This is a genomic window from Cupriavidus alkaliphilus (assembly GCF_900094595.1).
Taxonomy (GTDB): domain Bacteria; phylum Pseudomonadota; class Gammaproteobacteria; order Burkholderiales; family Burkholderiaceae; genus Cupriavidus; species Cupriavidus alkaliphilus.
This window is the reverse complement of sequence record NZ_FMAD01000014.1, coordinates 141,823-156,261: the sequence shown is the minus strand read 5'-3', so window position 1 is coordinate 156,261 and position 14,439 is coordinate 141,823. Positions and strand designations below refer to the sequence as shown.

Annotated in this window: 12 protein-coding genes; 11 read left to right on the top strand and 1 reads right to left on the bottom strand. The window is 66.1% G+C overall.

Going from position 1 to position 14,439, the window contains the following annotated elements:
• From GA0116996_RS24610 to GA0116996_RS24575, 8 genes are all read left to right on the top strand, one after another.
• On the top strand, positions 1-287 hold a 287-nt coding region (locus GA0116996_RS24610; protein WP_425248318.1), incomplete at its 5' end, for an ABC transporter permease subunit.
• The gene (locus tag GA0116996_RS24605; RefSeq protein ID WP_221221585.1) at positions 287-1,342 is read left to right on the top strand and encodes a branched-chain amino acid ABC transporter permease; all 1,056 of its coding nucleotides are present in this window, start codon (positions 287-289) and stop codon (positions 1,340-1,342) included. The genes GA0116996_RS24610 and GA0116996_RS24605, both read left to right, overlap by 1 nt.
• Positions 1,343-1,659: 317 nt before the next feature.
• Positions 1,660-2,196 (top strand): hypothetical protein, encoded by a 537-nt coding sequence (locus GA0116996_RS24600; RefSeq protein ID WP_092316790.1) that lies wholly within the window; start codon positions 1,660-1,662, stop codon positions 2,194-2,196.
• A gap of 89 nt (positions 2,197-2,285) precedes the next feature.
• Positions 2,286-3,047, top strand: a complete 762-nt coding sequence (locus GA0116996_RS24595; protein WP_062795871.1) for a sulfite exporter TauE/SafE family protein — start codon at positions 2,286-2,288, stop codon at positions 3,045-3,047.
• Positions 3,048-3,337: 290 nt separating this feature from the next.
• Positions 3,338-4,489, top strand: coding sequence for an ABC transporter substrate-binding protein (locus GA0116996_RS24590; RefSeq protein WP_092316788.1), 1,152 nt, complete (start codon positions 3,338-3,340; stop codon positions 4,487-4,489).
• Between the two features lie 876 nt (positions 4,490-5,365).
• Positions 5,366-6,418, top strand: a complete 1,053-nt coding sequence (locus GA0116996_RS24585; protein ID WP_092316787.1) for a branched-chain amino acid ABC transporter permease — start codon at positions 5,366-5,368, stop codon at positions 6,416-6,418.
• A gap of 3 nt (positions 6,419-6,421) precedes the next feature.
• On the top strand, positions 6,422-8,263 hold the full coding sequence (locus tag GA0116996_RS24580) for a branched-chain amino acid ABC transporter ATP-binding protein/permease (RefSeq protein WP_092316785.1): 1,842 nt from the start codon (positions 6,422-6,424) through the stop codon (positions 8,261-8,263).
• Between the two features lie 20 nt (positions 8,264-8,283).
• Positions 8,284-9,027, top strand: coding sequence for an ABC transporter ATP-binding protein (locus GA0116996_RS24575; protein WP_092316783.1), 744 nt, complete (start codon positions 8,284-8,286; stop codon positions 9,025-9,027).
• Between the two features lie 260 nt (positions 9,028-9,287).
• Here the strand turns inward: GA0116996_RS24575 and GA0116996_RS24570 are convergent, their stop codons facing one another.
• Complete coding sequence (locus GA0116996_RS24570) at positions 9,288-10,223, bottom strand: LysR substrate-binding domain-containing protein (protein WP_092316781.1); 936 nt, start codon at positions 10,221-10,223, stop codon at positions 9,288-9,290.
• Between the two features lie 158 nt (positions 10,224-10,381).
• Here GA0116996_RS24570 and GA0116996_RS24565 point away from each other — a divergent pair, with 158 nt between their 5' ends.
• The 3 genes from GA0116996_RS24565 (at position 10,382) to mnmG (ending at position 14,423) form a co-directional block, all read left to right on the top strand.
• On the top strand, positions 10,382-11,377 hold the full coding sequence (locus GA0116996_RS24565) for a Bug family tripartite tricarboxylate transporter substrate binding protein (protein WP_092316779.1): 996 nt from the start codon (positions 10,382-10,384) through the stop codon (positions 11,375-11,377).
• Between the two features lie 3 nt (positions 11,378-11,380).
• Positions 11,381-12,253, top strand: coding sequence for an N-formylglutamate amidohydrolase (locus GA0116996_RS24560; protein WP_092316777.1), 873 nt, complete (start codon positions 11,381-11,383; stop codon positions 12,251-12,253).
• A 211-nt stretch (positions 12,254-12,464) separates the two neighbouring features.
• Positions 12,465-14,423 (top strand): tRNA uridine-5-carboxymethylaminomethyl(34) synthesis enzyme MnmG, encoded by a 1,959-nt coding sequence (gene mnmG / locus GA0116996_RS24555; protein ID WP_092316775.1) that lies wholly within the window; start codon positions 12,465-12,467, stop codon positions 14,421-14,423.
• The last annotated feature ends 16 nt before the right edge of the window (positions 14,424-14,439 follow it).

Below are 14,439 nucleotides of genomic sequence, written 5' to 3'. Positions count from 1 at the left end.
CCTACGGCTTCGGCGTGGCGCTGGCCGCGTTTGCCGGCGTGCTGGCCGCGCCGGTGATCCAGATCTCGCCGCTGATGGGGCAGAACCTGATCATCATCGTGTTCGCGGTGGTGGTGATCGGCGGCATGGGTTCGATCATGGGGTCGATCCTGACTGGCCTGGGGCTGGGCGTGATCGAGGGCCTGACCAAGGTGTTCTATCCTGAAGCATCGTCGACCGTGGTGTTCTTCATCATGGTGATCGTGCTGCTGCTGCGCCCGGCCGGGCTGTTCGGGAAGGAGAAGTGATGAGCGCACCAACCACATCATCGACGCAGCCCTCGGTGGCTGCCAACGCGGGCCAGGCAGGAAAAGGACAGGGCGTGCAGAAGAAACTGTTGTACGGATTGCTGCTGCTGGCGCTGATCGCCGCGCCGCTGGCGGGTGCCTATCCGGTATTCGTGCTCAAGGTGCTGTGCTTCGCGCTGTTTGCCTGCGCGTTCAACCTGCTGATCGGCTATACCGGGCTGCTGTCGTTCGGCCATGCCGCCTTCTTCGGCGGTGCCGGCTATGCGGCCGGCCATGCCATGAAGGTGTGGGGCGTGACGCCCGAGATCGGACTGATCCTGGGCACGGCCACCGGCGCGCTGATCGGCTACGTGGTCGGATCGCTGGCGATCCGGCGCCAGGGCATCTACTTCTCGATGATCACGCTGGCGCTGGCGCAGATGCTGTTCTTCATCTGCCTGCAGGCGCCGTTCACCGGCGGCGAGGACGGGCTGCAGGGCATTCCGCGCGGCAAGCTGTTCGGCGTGCTGCCGCTGTCGGATGACCTGACGTTGTACTACGTGGCGCTGGTGATCATCGTCGCGGCGTTCGCGCTGATCGTGCGCACGGTGCATTCGCCGTTCGGCCAGATCCTGAAGGCGATCAAGGAGAACGAGCCGCGCGCGGTGTCGCTGGGCTACGATGTCGATCGCTTCAAGCTGACCGCGTTCGTGCTGTCGGCGGCGCTGTCGGGGCTGGCCGGCTCGATCAAGGCGCTGGTGCTGGGCTTCGAAACCCTGACCGACGTGCACTGGTCGATGTCGGGCTCGGTGATCCTGATGACGCTGGTCGGTGGCCTGGGCACCTTGTCCGGCCCGATCGTCGGCGCCTTCGTCATCGTCGCGCTCGAGAACAAGCTGGGCGATATCGGCACCTTCCTGGCGTCGGTAACCGGCCTGCAGTGGTTCAATACCCTGGGCGAGTCGGTGACGATGGTGACCGGCGTGATCTTCGTGATCTGCGTGCTGACCTTCCGCCGCGGCATCATGGGCGAATTGCTGGCGCGCTTCGGCGGACACGCCGGGCGCAAGGAGTGACCGCGGGTCGACATGCCCGATTCTGGGGCTAGGGTTTTTTCTAGCTTGTCCTCGATGCACCGCTTCGTTACATTCCATATACGGTTTTCGCAGGTTAAATGGAGGCGGAAGCGAGGAGACGACAGGCGCGCACCCGGTGTCGGGTAGCAGCGTTATAAATAAAGGGCGTTGCCGGGTGATCCTCGGCAACGCTTTTTTCATTGGGGCTTTGCGCCCGTTAGTGACGCTTTCGCCCTGTTTTGGGGCATTCATGCCGCATCGGCATCACCTTGCGGCCTCACGCATGCGACAATGCGGGCGCTTCTTGCTGCTCGCCCATGTCCGCAACCGTTCCCCCTGATCCGTCCCCAACTGTCCCGCGCGCGGGCGGCCATGTCGCGCCGCAGGTCCGCGTACGCCTGGGGCAGGGCGCCGACGCTGCCCTGGTGTCGGACTGGCTGGACCGGATCCAGCCCTTGCCCGTGCCCGACGCGCGCGCGCGGCAACTGATGCTGGGCGAACTGCTGGCCCAGTCCGGGCGCGGCATCTGCCTGCTGGCCAGCGACGCGCCGGACGGCGGCGCTCCGCTCGCCTGCCTGCCGGTGGCCTTGCTGCCCAGCCTCGAGCTGGCGGGCCTTGCGGCCTGCACCACCGAATGGTGGGTACGGCCGGAGCTGGACGCGGCCGCCCGCCGCGCCTGCCTGCAAGCCTGCTGCGCCACGCTGGCCGAGTGGGGCCGTGCGCACGGCATCCGCCACGCGCTGCTGGCGCCCGCGCTGGTGGCCGGCCACGGCGGCGCGCCGCCCGGCTTCCGCCTGCACGGCAACGGCATGTGGCACGGCAGTCTGGTGCCCGCGGCCAAGGTACTCGGCTGATCCGCTTTGCGCCGGTGGTGCGCCGGCGCCGCGGTTCCGGCCGTTGCTGGCCATCCTCCTTTCCTTTTCCCCCTTTTCGCTTTCCTGCAATGACGGAATTCGCATTCCTGGCGGTTGCCGCCTTTCTTGCCGGCCTGATCGACGCGGTCGCCGGCGGCGGCGGGCTGGTCCAGATCCCGGCGCTGTTCTCGGCCTATCCCAACCTGGCGCCGGCGACGCTGCTTGGCACCAACAAGGTCGGTTCGATCGCCGGCACCGCCAGCGCGGCGCTGCGCTACGGCCGCAGCGTGCGCATCTACTGGGGCGCGACCGCGCCGGCGGTGGTGGCGGCCTTTGCGTGCTCGATGGCCGGTGCCTGGGCCCTGACCATGATTCCGGCCGAGCCGCTGCGCAAGGCGCTGCCGTTCGTGCTGGTGGCGCTGCTGGTCTACACCGTCGCCAAGAAGGACCTGGGCGCCGAACACGCACCGACGCTGAGCGGCTGGGGCGAACGCGGCGCGGCGCTGCTTGCCGGCGCCGTGCTGGGCTTCTATGACGGCGTGTTCGGGCCGGGCACCGGCAGCTTCCTGATGATCGTGTTCGTGCGGGTGTTCGGCTACGACTTCCTGCACGCCGCGGCATCGACCAAGCTGGTCAACCTGGCCACCAACCTGGCGGCGCTGCTGCTGCTCGCCAGCAAGGGCCATATCTGGTGGCAGCTGGGCCTGGTGATGGCGGTGGCCAATGTCGCGGGCAGCCAGGTCGGCAGCAAGCTGGCGCTGCGCCACGGCAGCGCCTTCGTGCGCAAGGTGTTTATCGTGGTGGTCAGCGCGCTGATCCTGAAGACTGCCTGGGACGCCTTCGTGCGCTGACGGCAAAGCCAGGCGGGCCGGGCGATGCGGGTTAATCCTCGCTGTTCGCGCCAGGGCCCTGTGATAGACTCGATCCGCATTCCCGACCGCACGGTCGGTGAATCACCGAAGCGCCTTTCCGGGGGAGTGGCGTGGACGGGAAATTGGGGAACGGCCCGGTGTCGTTCCTGGTTGTAGCGCAGGTGCCGGCGATGTGCCTGCGTTGACCCGAGGGGTCGATCCAAAAAAGGGGCATCCGCCGGCGGACGCCGGACGGATGCCTTTCCGTTTCAGGAACCGAAGGAGACAAGATGGATTTCAAGCGCGCCAGCCTGCTGGCAATCGCTGCGGCCAGCCTGGTTGCCGGGGCCGCCCAGGCGCAGGTCAAGGTCGGGGTGACGGTTTCGGCCACCGGTCCGGCGGCATCGCTGGGCATTCCGGAAAAGAACACCTTCACGCTGATGCCCAAGGAAATCGCGGGCAAGAAGATCGAGTACATCGTGCTGGACGATGCCTCGGACACCACCACGGCGGTCAAGAACACGCGCAAGCTGATCAGCGAAGACAAGGTCGACGTGATGGTCGGCTCGACCGTCACGCCCAACTCGCTGGCGATGGTCGACGTGGTCGCCGAGAACGAGACCCCGATGATCACCATGGCCGCCTCGGCCCGCATCATCGAGCCGATGGACGCCAAGCGCGCCTGGGTCTTCAAGACCCCGCAGAACGACTCGCACATGGCCACCGCCATTGCCGAGCACATGAGCAACAACAACGTGAAGACGGTGGCGTTCATCGGCTTCGCGGATGCCTACGGCGACAGCTGGGCGCAGGAATTCGCCAAGGTGGCTGAGCTGCGCAAGATCAAGGTGGTTGCCAACGAGCGCTTTGCCCGTACCGATACCTCGGTCACCGGGCAGGTGCTGAAGATGATGGGCGCCAACGCCGACGCCGTGCTGATCGCCGGCTCGGGCACGCCCGCGGCCCTGCCGGCCAAGACGCTCAAGGAGCGCGGCTACAAGGGCAAGGTCTACCAGACCCACGGCGTTGCCAATGCCGACTTCCTGCGCGTGTGCGGCAAGGACTGCGAAGGCACCTTCCTGCCCGCCGGCCCGCTGCTGGTGGCCGAGCAGCTGCCCGACAGCAACCCGGTGAAGAAGCCGGCGCTGACCTACAAGACCGCCTATGAGAAGGCCTTCGGCGGACAGGTCTCGACCTTCGGCGGCCACGCCTGGGATGCGGGCCTGATCCTGCAGCACGCGATCCCGGAAGCGCTGAAGAAGGGCCAGCCGGGCACCAAGGAGTTCCGCAAGGCACTGCGCGACGCCATGGAGCAGACCAGGAACCTGCCGGTGTCGCACGGCATCATGAACATGAGCGCCTCCGACCACCTCGGCTTCGACCAGCGCGCGCGCGTGATGGTGCAGATCGTCGACGGCAAGTGGAAATTGTTGAATAAGTGAGGGTTGGGAGCGGGGCGTTTTGGGGCTTGATGGCGCCCCTGGTGGGCGCAGCGCTTTGGCTTGCTGCCATGCGATTGGCTGTCGCGCTTGACTAGCGTGGCTGTTTCGCCGGCGCAGCCGGCGACCTACTTTCTGTCCGAGCGACAGAAAGTAGGCAAAGAGCGCGTCGCCTGAGCGGCTGGCTATAAATTGAGCGGCGCTGGTCATATGGGCGGCGGTGCTTGCCGTTTGGATGTGGGTGCCCGTTCGACCCTGCTACGCCAGGTGAGTCTGGACCGCTGCCTTCGTTATCCGGCTTTTGGACAATCCCCATGCAGGGCGGTGGCCCGGGCTGGCGAGCGATATCGCATCAACGCCTTCGGCTGCGCTTCGCGCAAGCGCCCAATGCCCGTCAGCGCATTTTGAGCCCGCGCAGCAGCCGTAGGCGTCCCCGCGATACCGTTTGCAGCAGGCGGCCTACGCCCTGCATGGGGATCGTTCAATAGTGGGTTATCGAAGGCACTATCCCTGACTCACATGGCGTAGCAGGGTCGAACGGGCAACCACGCCCAAACGGAAAGCACTACCGTGCGAATCACCAACACCGTGGAATGGATTGCCAGCCGCATAGGCGACGCGTTTCTTGGTTACTTCTTGTCGCTTGGACAAGAAGTGACTCGCCGGCTACGCCGGCGAAACAGCCACGCCCGCCAAGCGCGACATCCAACCGCATAGCAACAATGCTAAACACCCACATCCCCCCACCCACCTCTCATTAGGGCTTGCCTGTATTTCCACATTAGGCAATCCGTTTACTATTCCGTAATCCCGAAGCACGCAAGCACCCTGTCGGCCCCCATATGATGCAGGCAGGTATTTCCAAAAGACGGGGAGACAATGGACCTATCTATCGCCGCCATCCTGGCGCAGGACGGCATCACCTCGGGCGCGATCTACGCGTTGCTGGCGCTGGCGCTGGTGCTGGTGTTCTCGGTGACCCGCGTCATCTTCATTCCGCAAGGGGAATTCGTCGCCTATGGCGCGCTGACGCTGGCCGCGATGCAGGCCGGGCACGCGCCGCAGACCAGCTGGCTGCTGGTGGCGATGGGCGTGCTGACCTTCCTCTACGAGACCGTCACCGTGCTGCGCAGCGCCGAGCTGCGGCGCACGCTGGGCCAGCGGCTGGCGGTGCTGGCCGGCAAGTACCTGGTGTTTCCGCTGGCGGTGCACTGGGTGGTGCAGCAGTATGGCGCGCAGCCGCTGCCGATGCTGGCGCAGGTCGCGCTGACGCTGCTGATCATCATCCCGCTGGGGCCGATGCTGTACCGCCTGGCCTACCAGCCGCTGGCCGAGGCCAGCACGCTGGTGCTGCTGATCGTCTCGGTGGGCGTGCACTTCGCGCTGGTGGGTCTGGGGCTGGTGATGTTCGGCGCCGAGGGCTCGCGCACCAATCCGTTCTCGGATGCGCGCTTCGAGGTCGGCGCGCTCAGCATCTCGGGGCAAAGCCTATGGGTGGTGGCGGTGTCGGCCCTGCTGATCGGCGCGCTCTATTTCTATTTCGAGCGCACGCTGCAGGGCAAGGCGCTGCGCGCGACCGCGGTGAACCGGCTGGGCGCGCGCCTGGTCGGCATCGGCACCACGCAGGCGGGGCGCCTGTCGTTCACGCTGGCGGCGGCGATGGGGGCGCTGTGCGGCATCCTGATCGCGCCGCTGACCACGGTGTACTACGAGTCGGGTTTCCTGGTCGGCCTGAAAGGCTTTGTCGGCGCCATCGTCGGCGGGCTGGTGAGCTATCCGGTGGCGGCGCTCGGCGCGCTGCTGGTGGGGCTGCTGGAATCGTATTCGTCCTTCTGGGCCAGCGCGTTCAAGGAGGTCATCGTCTTCACACTGATCATTCCGGTGCTGCTGTGGCGCTCGCTGACGAGCAAGCATGTCGAGGAGGAGGAATAAGCCATGACCATGCTGACCGACAAGCAGGCCGGCGTGGCCGGCGCCGAGGCCGGCAGCCGCGCGCGGCTGAACCGCAACCGGGTGCTGGTGCTGGCGCTGATCGTGGTGCTGGCGTTGCTGCCGGTGCTGCCGACGCCGGAGTTCTGGATCACGCTGGGCAACTACATCGGGCTCTACAGCATCGTCGCCATCGGGCTGGTGCTGCTCACAGGCGTGGGCGGCATGACCTCGTTCGGGCAGGCGGCGTTCGTGGGCCTGGGCGCGTACAGCACCGCGTACCTGACCACGCAGTTCGGGCTGTCGCCGTGGTTCGGGTTGCTGGTGGGGCTGGTGATCACGATGGCGTCGGCCTATGTGATCGGGCTCATCACGATGCGCATGTCCGGCCATTACCTGCCGCTGGCGACCATCGCCTGGGGCCTGTCGCTGTTCTTCCTGTTCGGCAACCTGGAGTTCCTGGGCAAGTATGACGGGCTCAACGGCATCCCGGTCTTGTCTTTCTTCGGCATCGAGCTGCAGTCCGGGCGTTCGATGTTCTACCTGATCTGGGCGGTGGTGCTGCTGGCGGTGCTGGCGATGCAGAACCTGCTGAACTCGCGCCCGGGGCGCGCCATCCGCGCGCTCAAGGGCGGCGGCGTGATGGCCGAGGCCATGGGCGTGAACACCGCGTGGATGAAGGTGGTGATCTTCGTGGTCGCGGCGATTCTGGCGTGCGTGTCGGGCTTCCTGTACGCGCACCTGCAGCGCGCGGTGAATCCGACGCCGTTCGGCCTGAACTACGGCATCGAATACCTGTTCATGGCCGTGGTCGGCGGCGTCGGCCACGTATGGGGCGCAGTATTGGGTGCGGGCATCCTCACCATCCTGAAGGACGTGCTGCAGGGCGTGCTGCCCAAGCTGCTCGGCGCCAACGGCAACTTCGAGATCATCGTCTTCGGCGTGCTGCTGGTGCTGTTGCTGCAGTACGCGCGCGATGGCATCTGGCCGTTCCTGCGGCGCCTGGTGCCTTCCGGGCCGCCGGTGCTGGCGCCGGGGCAGGCCGCGGGGCTGGCGGTGCGCCAGAAGCCCGAGGCGGGCGAGCTGATCCTGGACGTGCGCGCCGCGCGCAAGCAGTTCGGCGGGCTGGTGGCGGTCAACGATGTCAGCTTCCAGGTGCGTGCCGGCGAGATCATCGGCCTGATCGGCCCCAATGGCGCGGGCAAGTCCACCACCTTCAACCTGGTGACCGGCGTGCTGCCGGTCTCGGGCGGCGAGGTGCGTTACCGCGGCGAGGTGATCTCGGGCCTGCCGTCGCGCGAGATCGTCAAGCGCGGCATCGGCCGCACCTTCCAGCACGTGCACCTGCTTCCGACCATGACGGTGCTCGAGAACGTCGCCATCGGCGCGCACCTGCGCGGCGACTTCCGCGCGCAGGGCGGGGTCTGCGCGGCGATCCTGCGCATGAACAAGGCCGAGGAAGAGAAGCTGCTGTTCGAGGCGAAGCGCCAGCTCGAGCGCGTGGGCCTGGCCGACTGCATGTACATGGAAGCTGGCAGTCTTGCGCTGGGCCAGCAGCGCATTCTTGAAATCGCGCGTGCGCTGTGCTGCGACCCGGCGCTGCTGTTGCTCGACGAGCCGGCCGCGGGGCTGCGCTACAAGGAGAAGCAGGCGCTGGCCGAGCTGCTGCGCAAGCTCAAGAGCGAGGGCATGAGCGTGCTGCTGGTCGAGCACGACATGGATTTCGTGATGAACCTGACCGACCGGCTGGTGGTGATGGAATTCGGCACGCGCATCGCCGAGGGCGTGCCCGAGGAAGTGCAGAAGAACCCCGCGGTGCTGGAAGCCTATCTGGGTGGCGTGGAATAAATGTGGAGCACGGACCCGACATGAGCCTGATTCTCGAAGTGAAGGACCTGCACGTCCGCTACGGCAAGGTCGAAGCGGTGCACGGCGCCAACCTGAAGGTGGAGGCCGGCAAGATCGTTACGGTGATCGGCCCCAACGGCGCCGGCAAGTCGACCATGCTCAATGCGATCATGGGCGCGCTGCCGGTGACGGGGTCGTCCAGCGGCGCGGTCAGCTACCTGGGCCACGACATGGCCGGCATCCCGGTGGAAGGACGGGTCGCGCGCGGCATGTGCCTGGTGCCGGAAAAGCGCGAGCTGTTCGCCTCGATGACGGTGGAGGACAACCTCCAGCTGGGTGCCTTCCGCCGCAAGCGCGCCGGCGAAAAGAACTACCTGGACCAGATGGACGTGGTCTACGAGCTGTTTCCGCGCCTGCGCGAGCGCGCGCGGCAGGACGCCGGCACGCTCTCCGGCGGCGAACGCCAGATGCTGGCGGTGGGTCGCGCGCTGATGGCAAAGCCGCAGCTGCTGATGCTGGACGAGCCCAGCCTTGGCCTGGCCCCTCTGATCGTCAAGGAGATCTTCCACATCATCAGCAACCTGCGTCAGACCGGCGTGGCCACGCTGCTGATCGAGCAGAACGCCCGCGCGGCGCTGCAGGTGGCGGACTATGGCTATGTGATCGAGACCGGCGACATGGCGATGGAAGGGCCGGCCGAGGAACTGGCGGCGAACCCGAAGGTGATCGAAACTTACCTTGGGTTGGCGAAAAAGGCGGCATAAGTCCTCCCGATTTCGCGAGAGGAATGAGGGCCCGCACGTGCGGGCCCTTTGTTATTGGTGGTGTGAATAACTTTGGGGATAACCGATTTCCCCCGGCACTACGGCCTCGGACGGCGCATCCCATCCATATCACTCTCCATCATATTCTTGTGATGAATTGCATGATCGGTAAAGGCTGGCTGAAAATTCGTACGCTGCAGGTCGACCAGGATATAAATTCGCACGATGAATTTTTACGCATCGATGAACCATAATAAGTGTCATCCGCTGAATAACTCGGTGTTTTCTCGGCCGGTATCCTCGGCTGCGGTTTCCAACAGCCATGTGCGGAAGCAATTCAGCGCCGGATGATCGCGCCGCTCCTTCGGCGCGCACAGAAAATAGCCGCGTTGCAGCGTAATTGGCAGGTCAAACGGTGCCGCCACGCGTCCAGCCGCAATTTCCTCGCGCACCAGGCAGCGCTGCAGCACGGCCACGCCCATGTCCGCGCGCACGGCCTGGATCAGGATCGAGACCTGGTCGAACGCTGTGGATAACCTGGGCGCAGCGTTGGGTACGCCGGCCGCCTGCAGCCAGTTTTGCCAGTTCGCCGGCGCGGTGGTGTGGTAGAGCAGGGGCTCGTCCAGCAGCTCCGCCGGGGATTGCCAGAGGCCGGCCTCGCGCCGGGCGCGGACGCGGTCCGGGTGGCAGACCGGCACCATTTCCCGGCCGACCACGTAGTCGGCCTGCAGGCCGGGCCATTTGCCGGCTTCGCCAGCCAGGATGGCGGCGTCGGGGGAAGGGCCGGACAAGTCTTCGTCACGCTGGTAGGGAACGAAGTCCAGCCGGATTTCCGGATGCCGGCGGTGGAAATCCGGCAGGCGCGGCACCAGCCAGACGCTGGCCAAGGTAGGCACCACGGACAGCGTCAGATGGTGCCGGCGGTCGCCGGCGCGCAACGCGGCGCTGGCGTGTTCGATGGTGGCGAGCGGTTCGGCCACGGCATCGAGCAATTGCCGGCCGGCGTCCGTCAGCCCCAGCCGGTGGGCGTTACGCTGCAGCAGTGGCTGGCCGAAATGGGCTTCCAGCCGGGCAATGGCACGGCTGATCGCTCCCTGCGTCACGCACAGTTCCTCCGCCGCGCGCGTAAAGCTGCCCAGCCGCGCCGCGGTGGCAAAGGCGTGCAACTCGGACATCGAAGGGGAATGCAACCGCATGGCGGAGGGGGAGGCGAAGAGCGGGGAGGGCGGTTTGCCGCGCCCGGCGCAAGGATGATCTTTGGTAATGCAAAGGTGCAATATAGTCGTTTGCGCCTGGCCGGTAAACGGCTGACACTCGCCCGGTTCATGCACAAAACACCAACAGGAGAAACCCCATGTTCCGAGCCCGGATGTCCCGCCGCCAGCTGCTGCTGACCGGCACCGCCGCCACCGCCACGCTGGTCTTTGCCGGCAGCGCGCTGGCGCAGGCCAACTACCCGACCCGCCCGATCCGTCTGATCGTGCCATTTGCCGCCGGCGGCTCCACCGACCTGTCGGCGCGCCTGGTGGCCGAGTTTGCCGGCCGCGAGCTGGGACAGTCGATCGTGGTGGAGAACAAGGGCGGCGCCGGTGGTTCGCTGGGCATGGAGCAGGTCGCCAATGCCGCGCCGGATGGCTACACCATCGGCATGGCCACAGGGAGCACGCATGGCTCCAATCCGGCCGTGTACCCCAAGCTCAAGTACGACCCGATCAAGGACTTTGCCCCGGTCACCAACGTGGTGGCGATCCCCAGCGTGTTCGCGGTGCACCCAAGCGTCCCGGCCAAGACCATGCAAGAGTTCATCGCGCTCGCCAGGGCCAATCCCGGCAAGTACAGCTTCGCCTCGCCGGGTGCCGGCTCGCTCGGCCACGTCAACATCGAGAACTTCATGATGCTGGCCAAGATCGACCTGCTGCACGTGCCCTACAAGGGCGCCGGACTGGCGCTGAACGACGCCGTGGCAGGGCAGGTGAACGCGATCACCGACAACCTGTCGTCGACGCTGCCGCACGTAAAGGCCGGCCGTCTGCGCGCACTGGCGGTGCTGGGCGCGGCCCGCTCCGCGCAGCTGCCCAACGTGCCGACCTACGCCGAACTGGGCTTCAAGGACATGGGCGACGGCGGCTGGTTCGGCATTGTCGCGCCCGCCAATACGCCGCCTGCCATCGTCACCAGGCTGAACCAGGCAATTCACAAGGCCATGCAGAACCCCGAGTTCAAGCGCAAGGTGGAAGAGTCCGGCGGCACCCTGGTGCCGACCACGCCGGAACAGTTCAAGGCACAGATCCAGCAGGCCATGGCGCGCTACGCTCGCGTCGCCAAGGCAGCCGAGATCAAGCTGGACTAAGGCATGGCGGAAGCAAACAACCAGGCGGCCGCGCTGCCGCCGATGATCGTGCGCTTGCCGGAAGGGGAGGCCCTGCCGCTGGTGTGCGACTCGCCGCATAGCGGGACCGCTTACCCGACCGACTTTGGCGCCGCGGTGCCGGCCGCGCGGTTGCGCGGCGGCGAGGATACGCATGTGGACGCGCTGTGGCAGGCCGTACCCGCGGCGGGCGGCACACTGCTGGCGGCAACCTTCCCGCGCGTCTATATCGATCCGAACCGGATGGTCGATGACATCGACCCGGCACAGCTCGACGGTGCCTGGCCGACCGCGCTGGCCCCCGGGCCTAAGACGCAGTTGGGCTACGGGCTGATCTGGAGCCGGATCGACGCGGCCACGCCAATCTACGACCGGCGGCTGTCGGTCGCGGAAGTGCAGGCCCGCATAGAGCGCTACTATCGTCCGTACCATGCGGCGCTGGCCGAGGCCGTGGAGGGCGCTTACGCGCGCTTTGGCGCGCTCTGGCACCTGAACCTGCACTCTATGCCCAACAATGCCTACGAGCGCCTGAAAATCGCCAGCCCGCATCCGCTGGCGGATTTTGTGCTCGGCGATCGCGACGGCACGACCTGCGAGCCGGGGCTGGTGGATCTGGTCGAACGGGAGCTGCGCGGCATGGGCTACACCGTCGCGCGCAACGACCCGTACAAGGGCGTGCAGTTGATCGCGCAGATCGGGCGTCCGGAGGAGCGGCGCAACAGCCTGCAGATCGAGATCCGGCGTCCCCTGTACATGGATGAGGTGACTCGCGAGCGCAATGCCGGCTTCGCTTCGCTGCAGCGTGACCTGGGCAAGCTGATCGAGCAAGTGGGGGGCTATATCCGTTCGCAGATCTGAGGCGCTTGTTCCACGTGAAACATATGGCCGGGCCTTGCGCCCGGCCTTTTTGTTTCACGTGAAACACAACGTCGCTTTCAGGCGACTGATGGCGTACCGCAAGCGCCATGTTTCACGTGAAACATGGTGTCCGCCGGAAAGTGATAACTCGAATGCCGCTATAATTTCGCATTCCCGTATTTTCCCGCCAGCCTCCCGGAGGAGGTGTCCCATGCTTTACCCGAAAGAATTCGATGTCATCGTCGTCGGCGGTGGCCATGCCGGCACTGAAGCCGCACTTGCCGCGGCCCGCATGGGCTGCCAGACGCTGCTGCTGACCCATAACATCGAGACGCTTGGACAGATGAGCTGCAACCCGTCGATCGGGGGCATCGGCAAGGGGCATCTGGTCAAGGAAGTGGACGCCATGGGCGGCGCCATGGCGGCCGCCACGGACGAGGCCGGCATCCAGTTTCGCATCCTGAATTCCAGCAAGGGACCGGCCGTGCGTGCCACGCGCGCCCAGGCGGATCGAGTGCTGTATCGCAAGGCGATCCGGACGCGGCTCGAGAACCAGCCGAACCTGATGCTGTTCCAGCAAGCCGTAGACGACCTGATGGTGGAGGGCGACCGTGTCGTCGGCGCCATGACGCAGGTCGGCATCGCCTTCCGCGCGCGGGCGGTCGTGCTGACCGCCGGCACGTTCCTGGACGGCAAGATCCACGTCGGGCTGGACAACTACACCGGCGGCCGCGCCGGCGACCCGGCTGCGGTGTCGTTGTCGGCACGCCTGAAGGACCTGAAGCTGCCGCAAGGCCGCCTGAAGACGGGTACGCCGCCGCGTATCGACGGGCGCACCATCGATTTTTCGGTGATGGAAGAGCAGCCTGGCGACCTCGATCCCGTGCCGGTCTTCTCCTTCCTCGGCCGGCCCGAACAGCACCCGCAGCAACTGCCGTGCTGGATCACCCATACCAACAGCCGCACCCACGACATCATCCGTGGCGGTCTGGACCGCTCGCCGATGTACACCGGTGTGATCGAGGGAGTCGGGCCGCGGTACTGCCCCAGCATCGAGGACAAGATCCATCGCTTTGCCAGCAAGGAAAGCCATCAGATCTTCCTGGAGCCGGAAGGGCTGACCACCAACGAGTTCTATCCCAACGGGATCTCGACCAGCCTGCCGTTCGACGTGCAGCTGGAACTGGTGCATTCGATCCGGGGTCTGGAAAACGCCCATATCCTGCGTCCCGGCTATGCAATCGAGTACGACTACTTCGATCCGCGAGGTTTGAAGGCATCGCTGGAGAGCAAGGCTATTCGGGGCCTGTTCTTCGCCGGCCAGATCAACGGCACGACCGGTTATGAAGAAGCCGCGGCACAAGGCCTGCTGGCCGGTATCAATGCCGGTTGCTACGTGCGCGAGCGCGATCCGTGGGCGCCGCGCCGCGACCAGGCTTACCTGGGCGTACTGGTCGACGACCTGATCACGCGTGGCGTGACCGAGCCGTATCGGATGTTCACCAGCCGGGCGGAATTCCGCCTGAGCCTGCGTGAGGACAACGCCGACATGCGGCTGACCGAGGTCGGCCGCGAGCTTGGCGTGGTCGACGATGCGCGCTGGGATGCATTCAACCGCAAGCGCGACGCTGTTTCACGTGAAACAGAGCGCCTGAAGAGCACCTGGGTGAACCCGGCGATGCTGCCAGCCGAAGAGGCGGTGCCGCTGCTTGGCAAGCCGATCGAACGCGAGTACAGCCTGGCCGACCTGCTGCGTCGCCCGGAAGTCAGCTACGAAGCCCTGATGGCACTGCAGGGCGGCCGCCACGCGCCCGAGGCCCCGCTGGATGCGGAGCCGATGCTGGCGGAGCAGATCCGCGAGCAGATCGAGATCGGCATCAAGTACCACGGCTATATCGCCCGCCAGGCGGCCGAAGTCGACAAGCTGGAAGCCAACGAATCGACGCGCCTGCCTGAAGGGCTGGATTACACCGAAGTGCGCGGGCTCGGTTTTGAAGTCAGCCAGAAGCTGAACCAGCATCGCCCGGAAACGCTGGGCCAGGCTTCGCGCATCTCGGGTGTGACGCCAGCGGCAGTCTCGCTGCTGTTGGTACACCTGAAGAAGAAGGGCCTTGGCCGCGGCCGTGCAGACGCCGGCGCTTCCTCCGGCAACGGTGAAGAGGCCGCCTGAGAGTGCCCGCACCGCG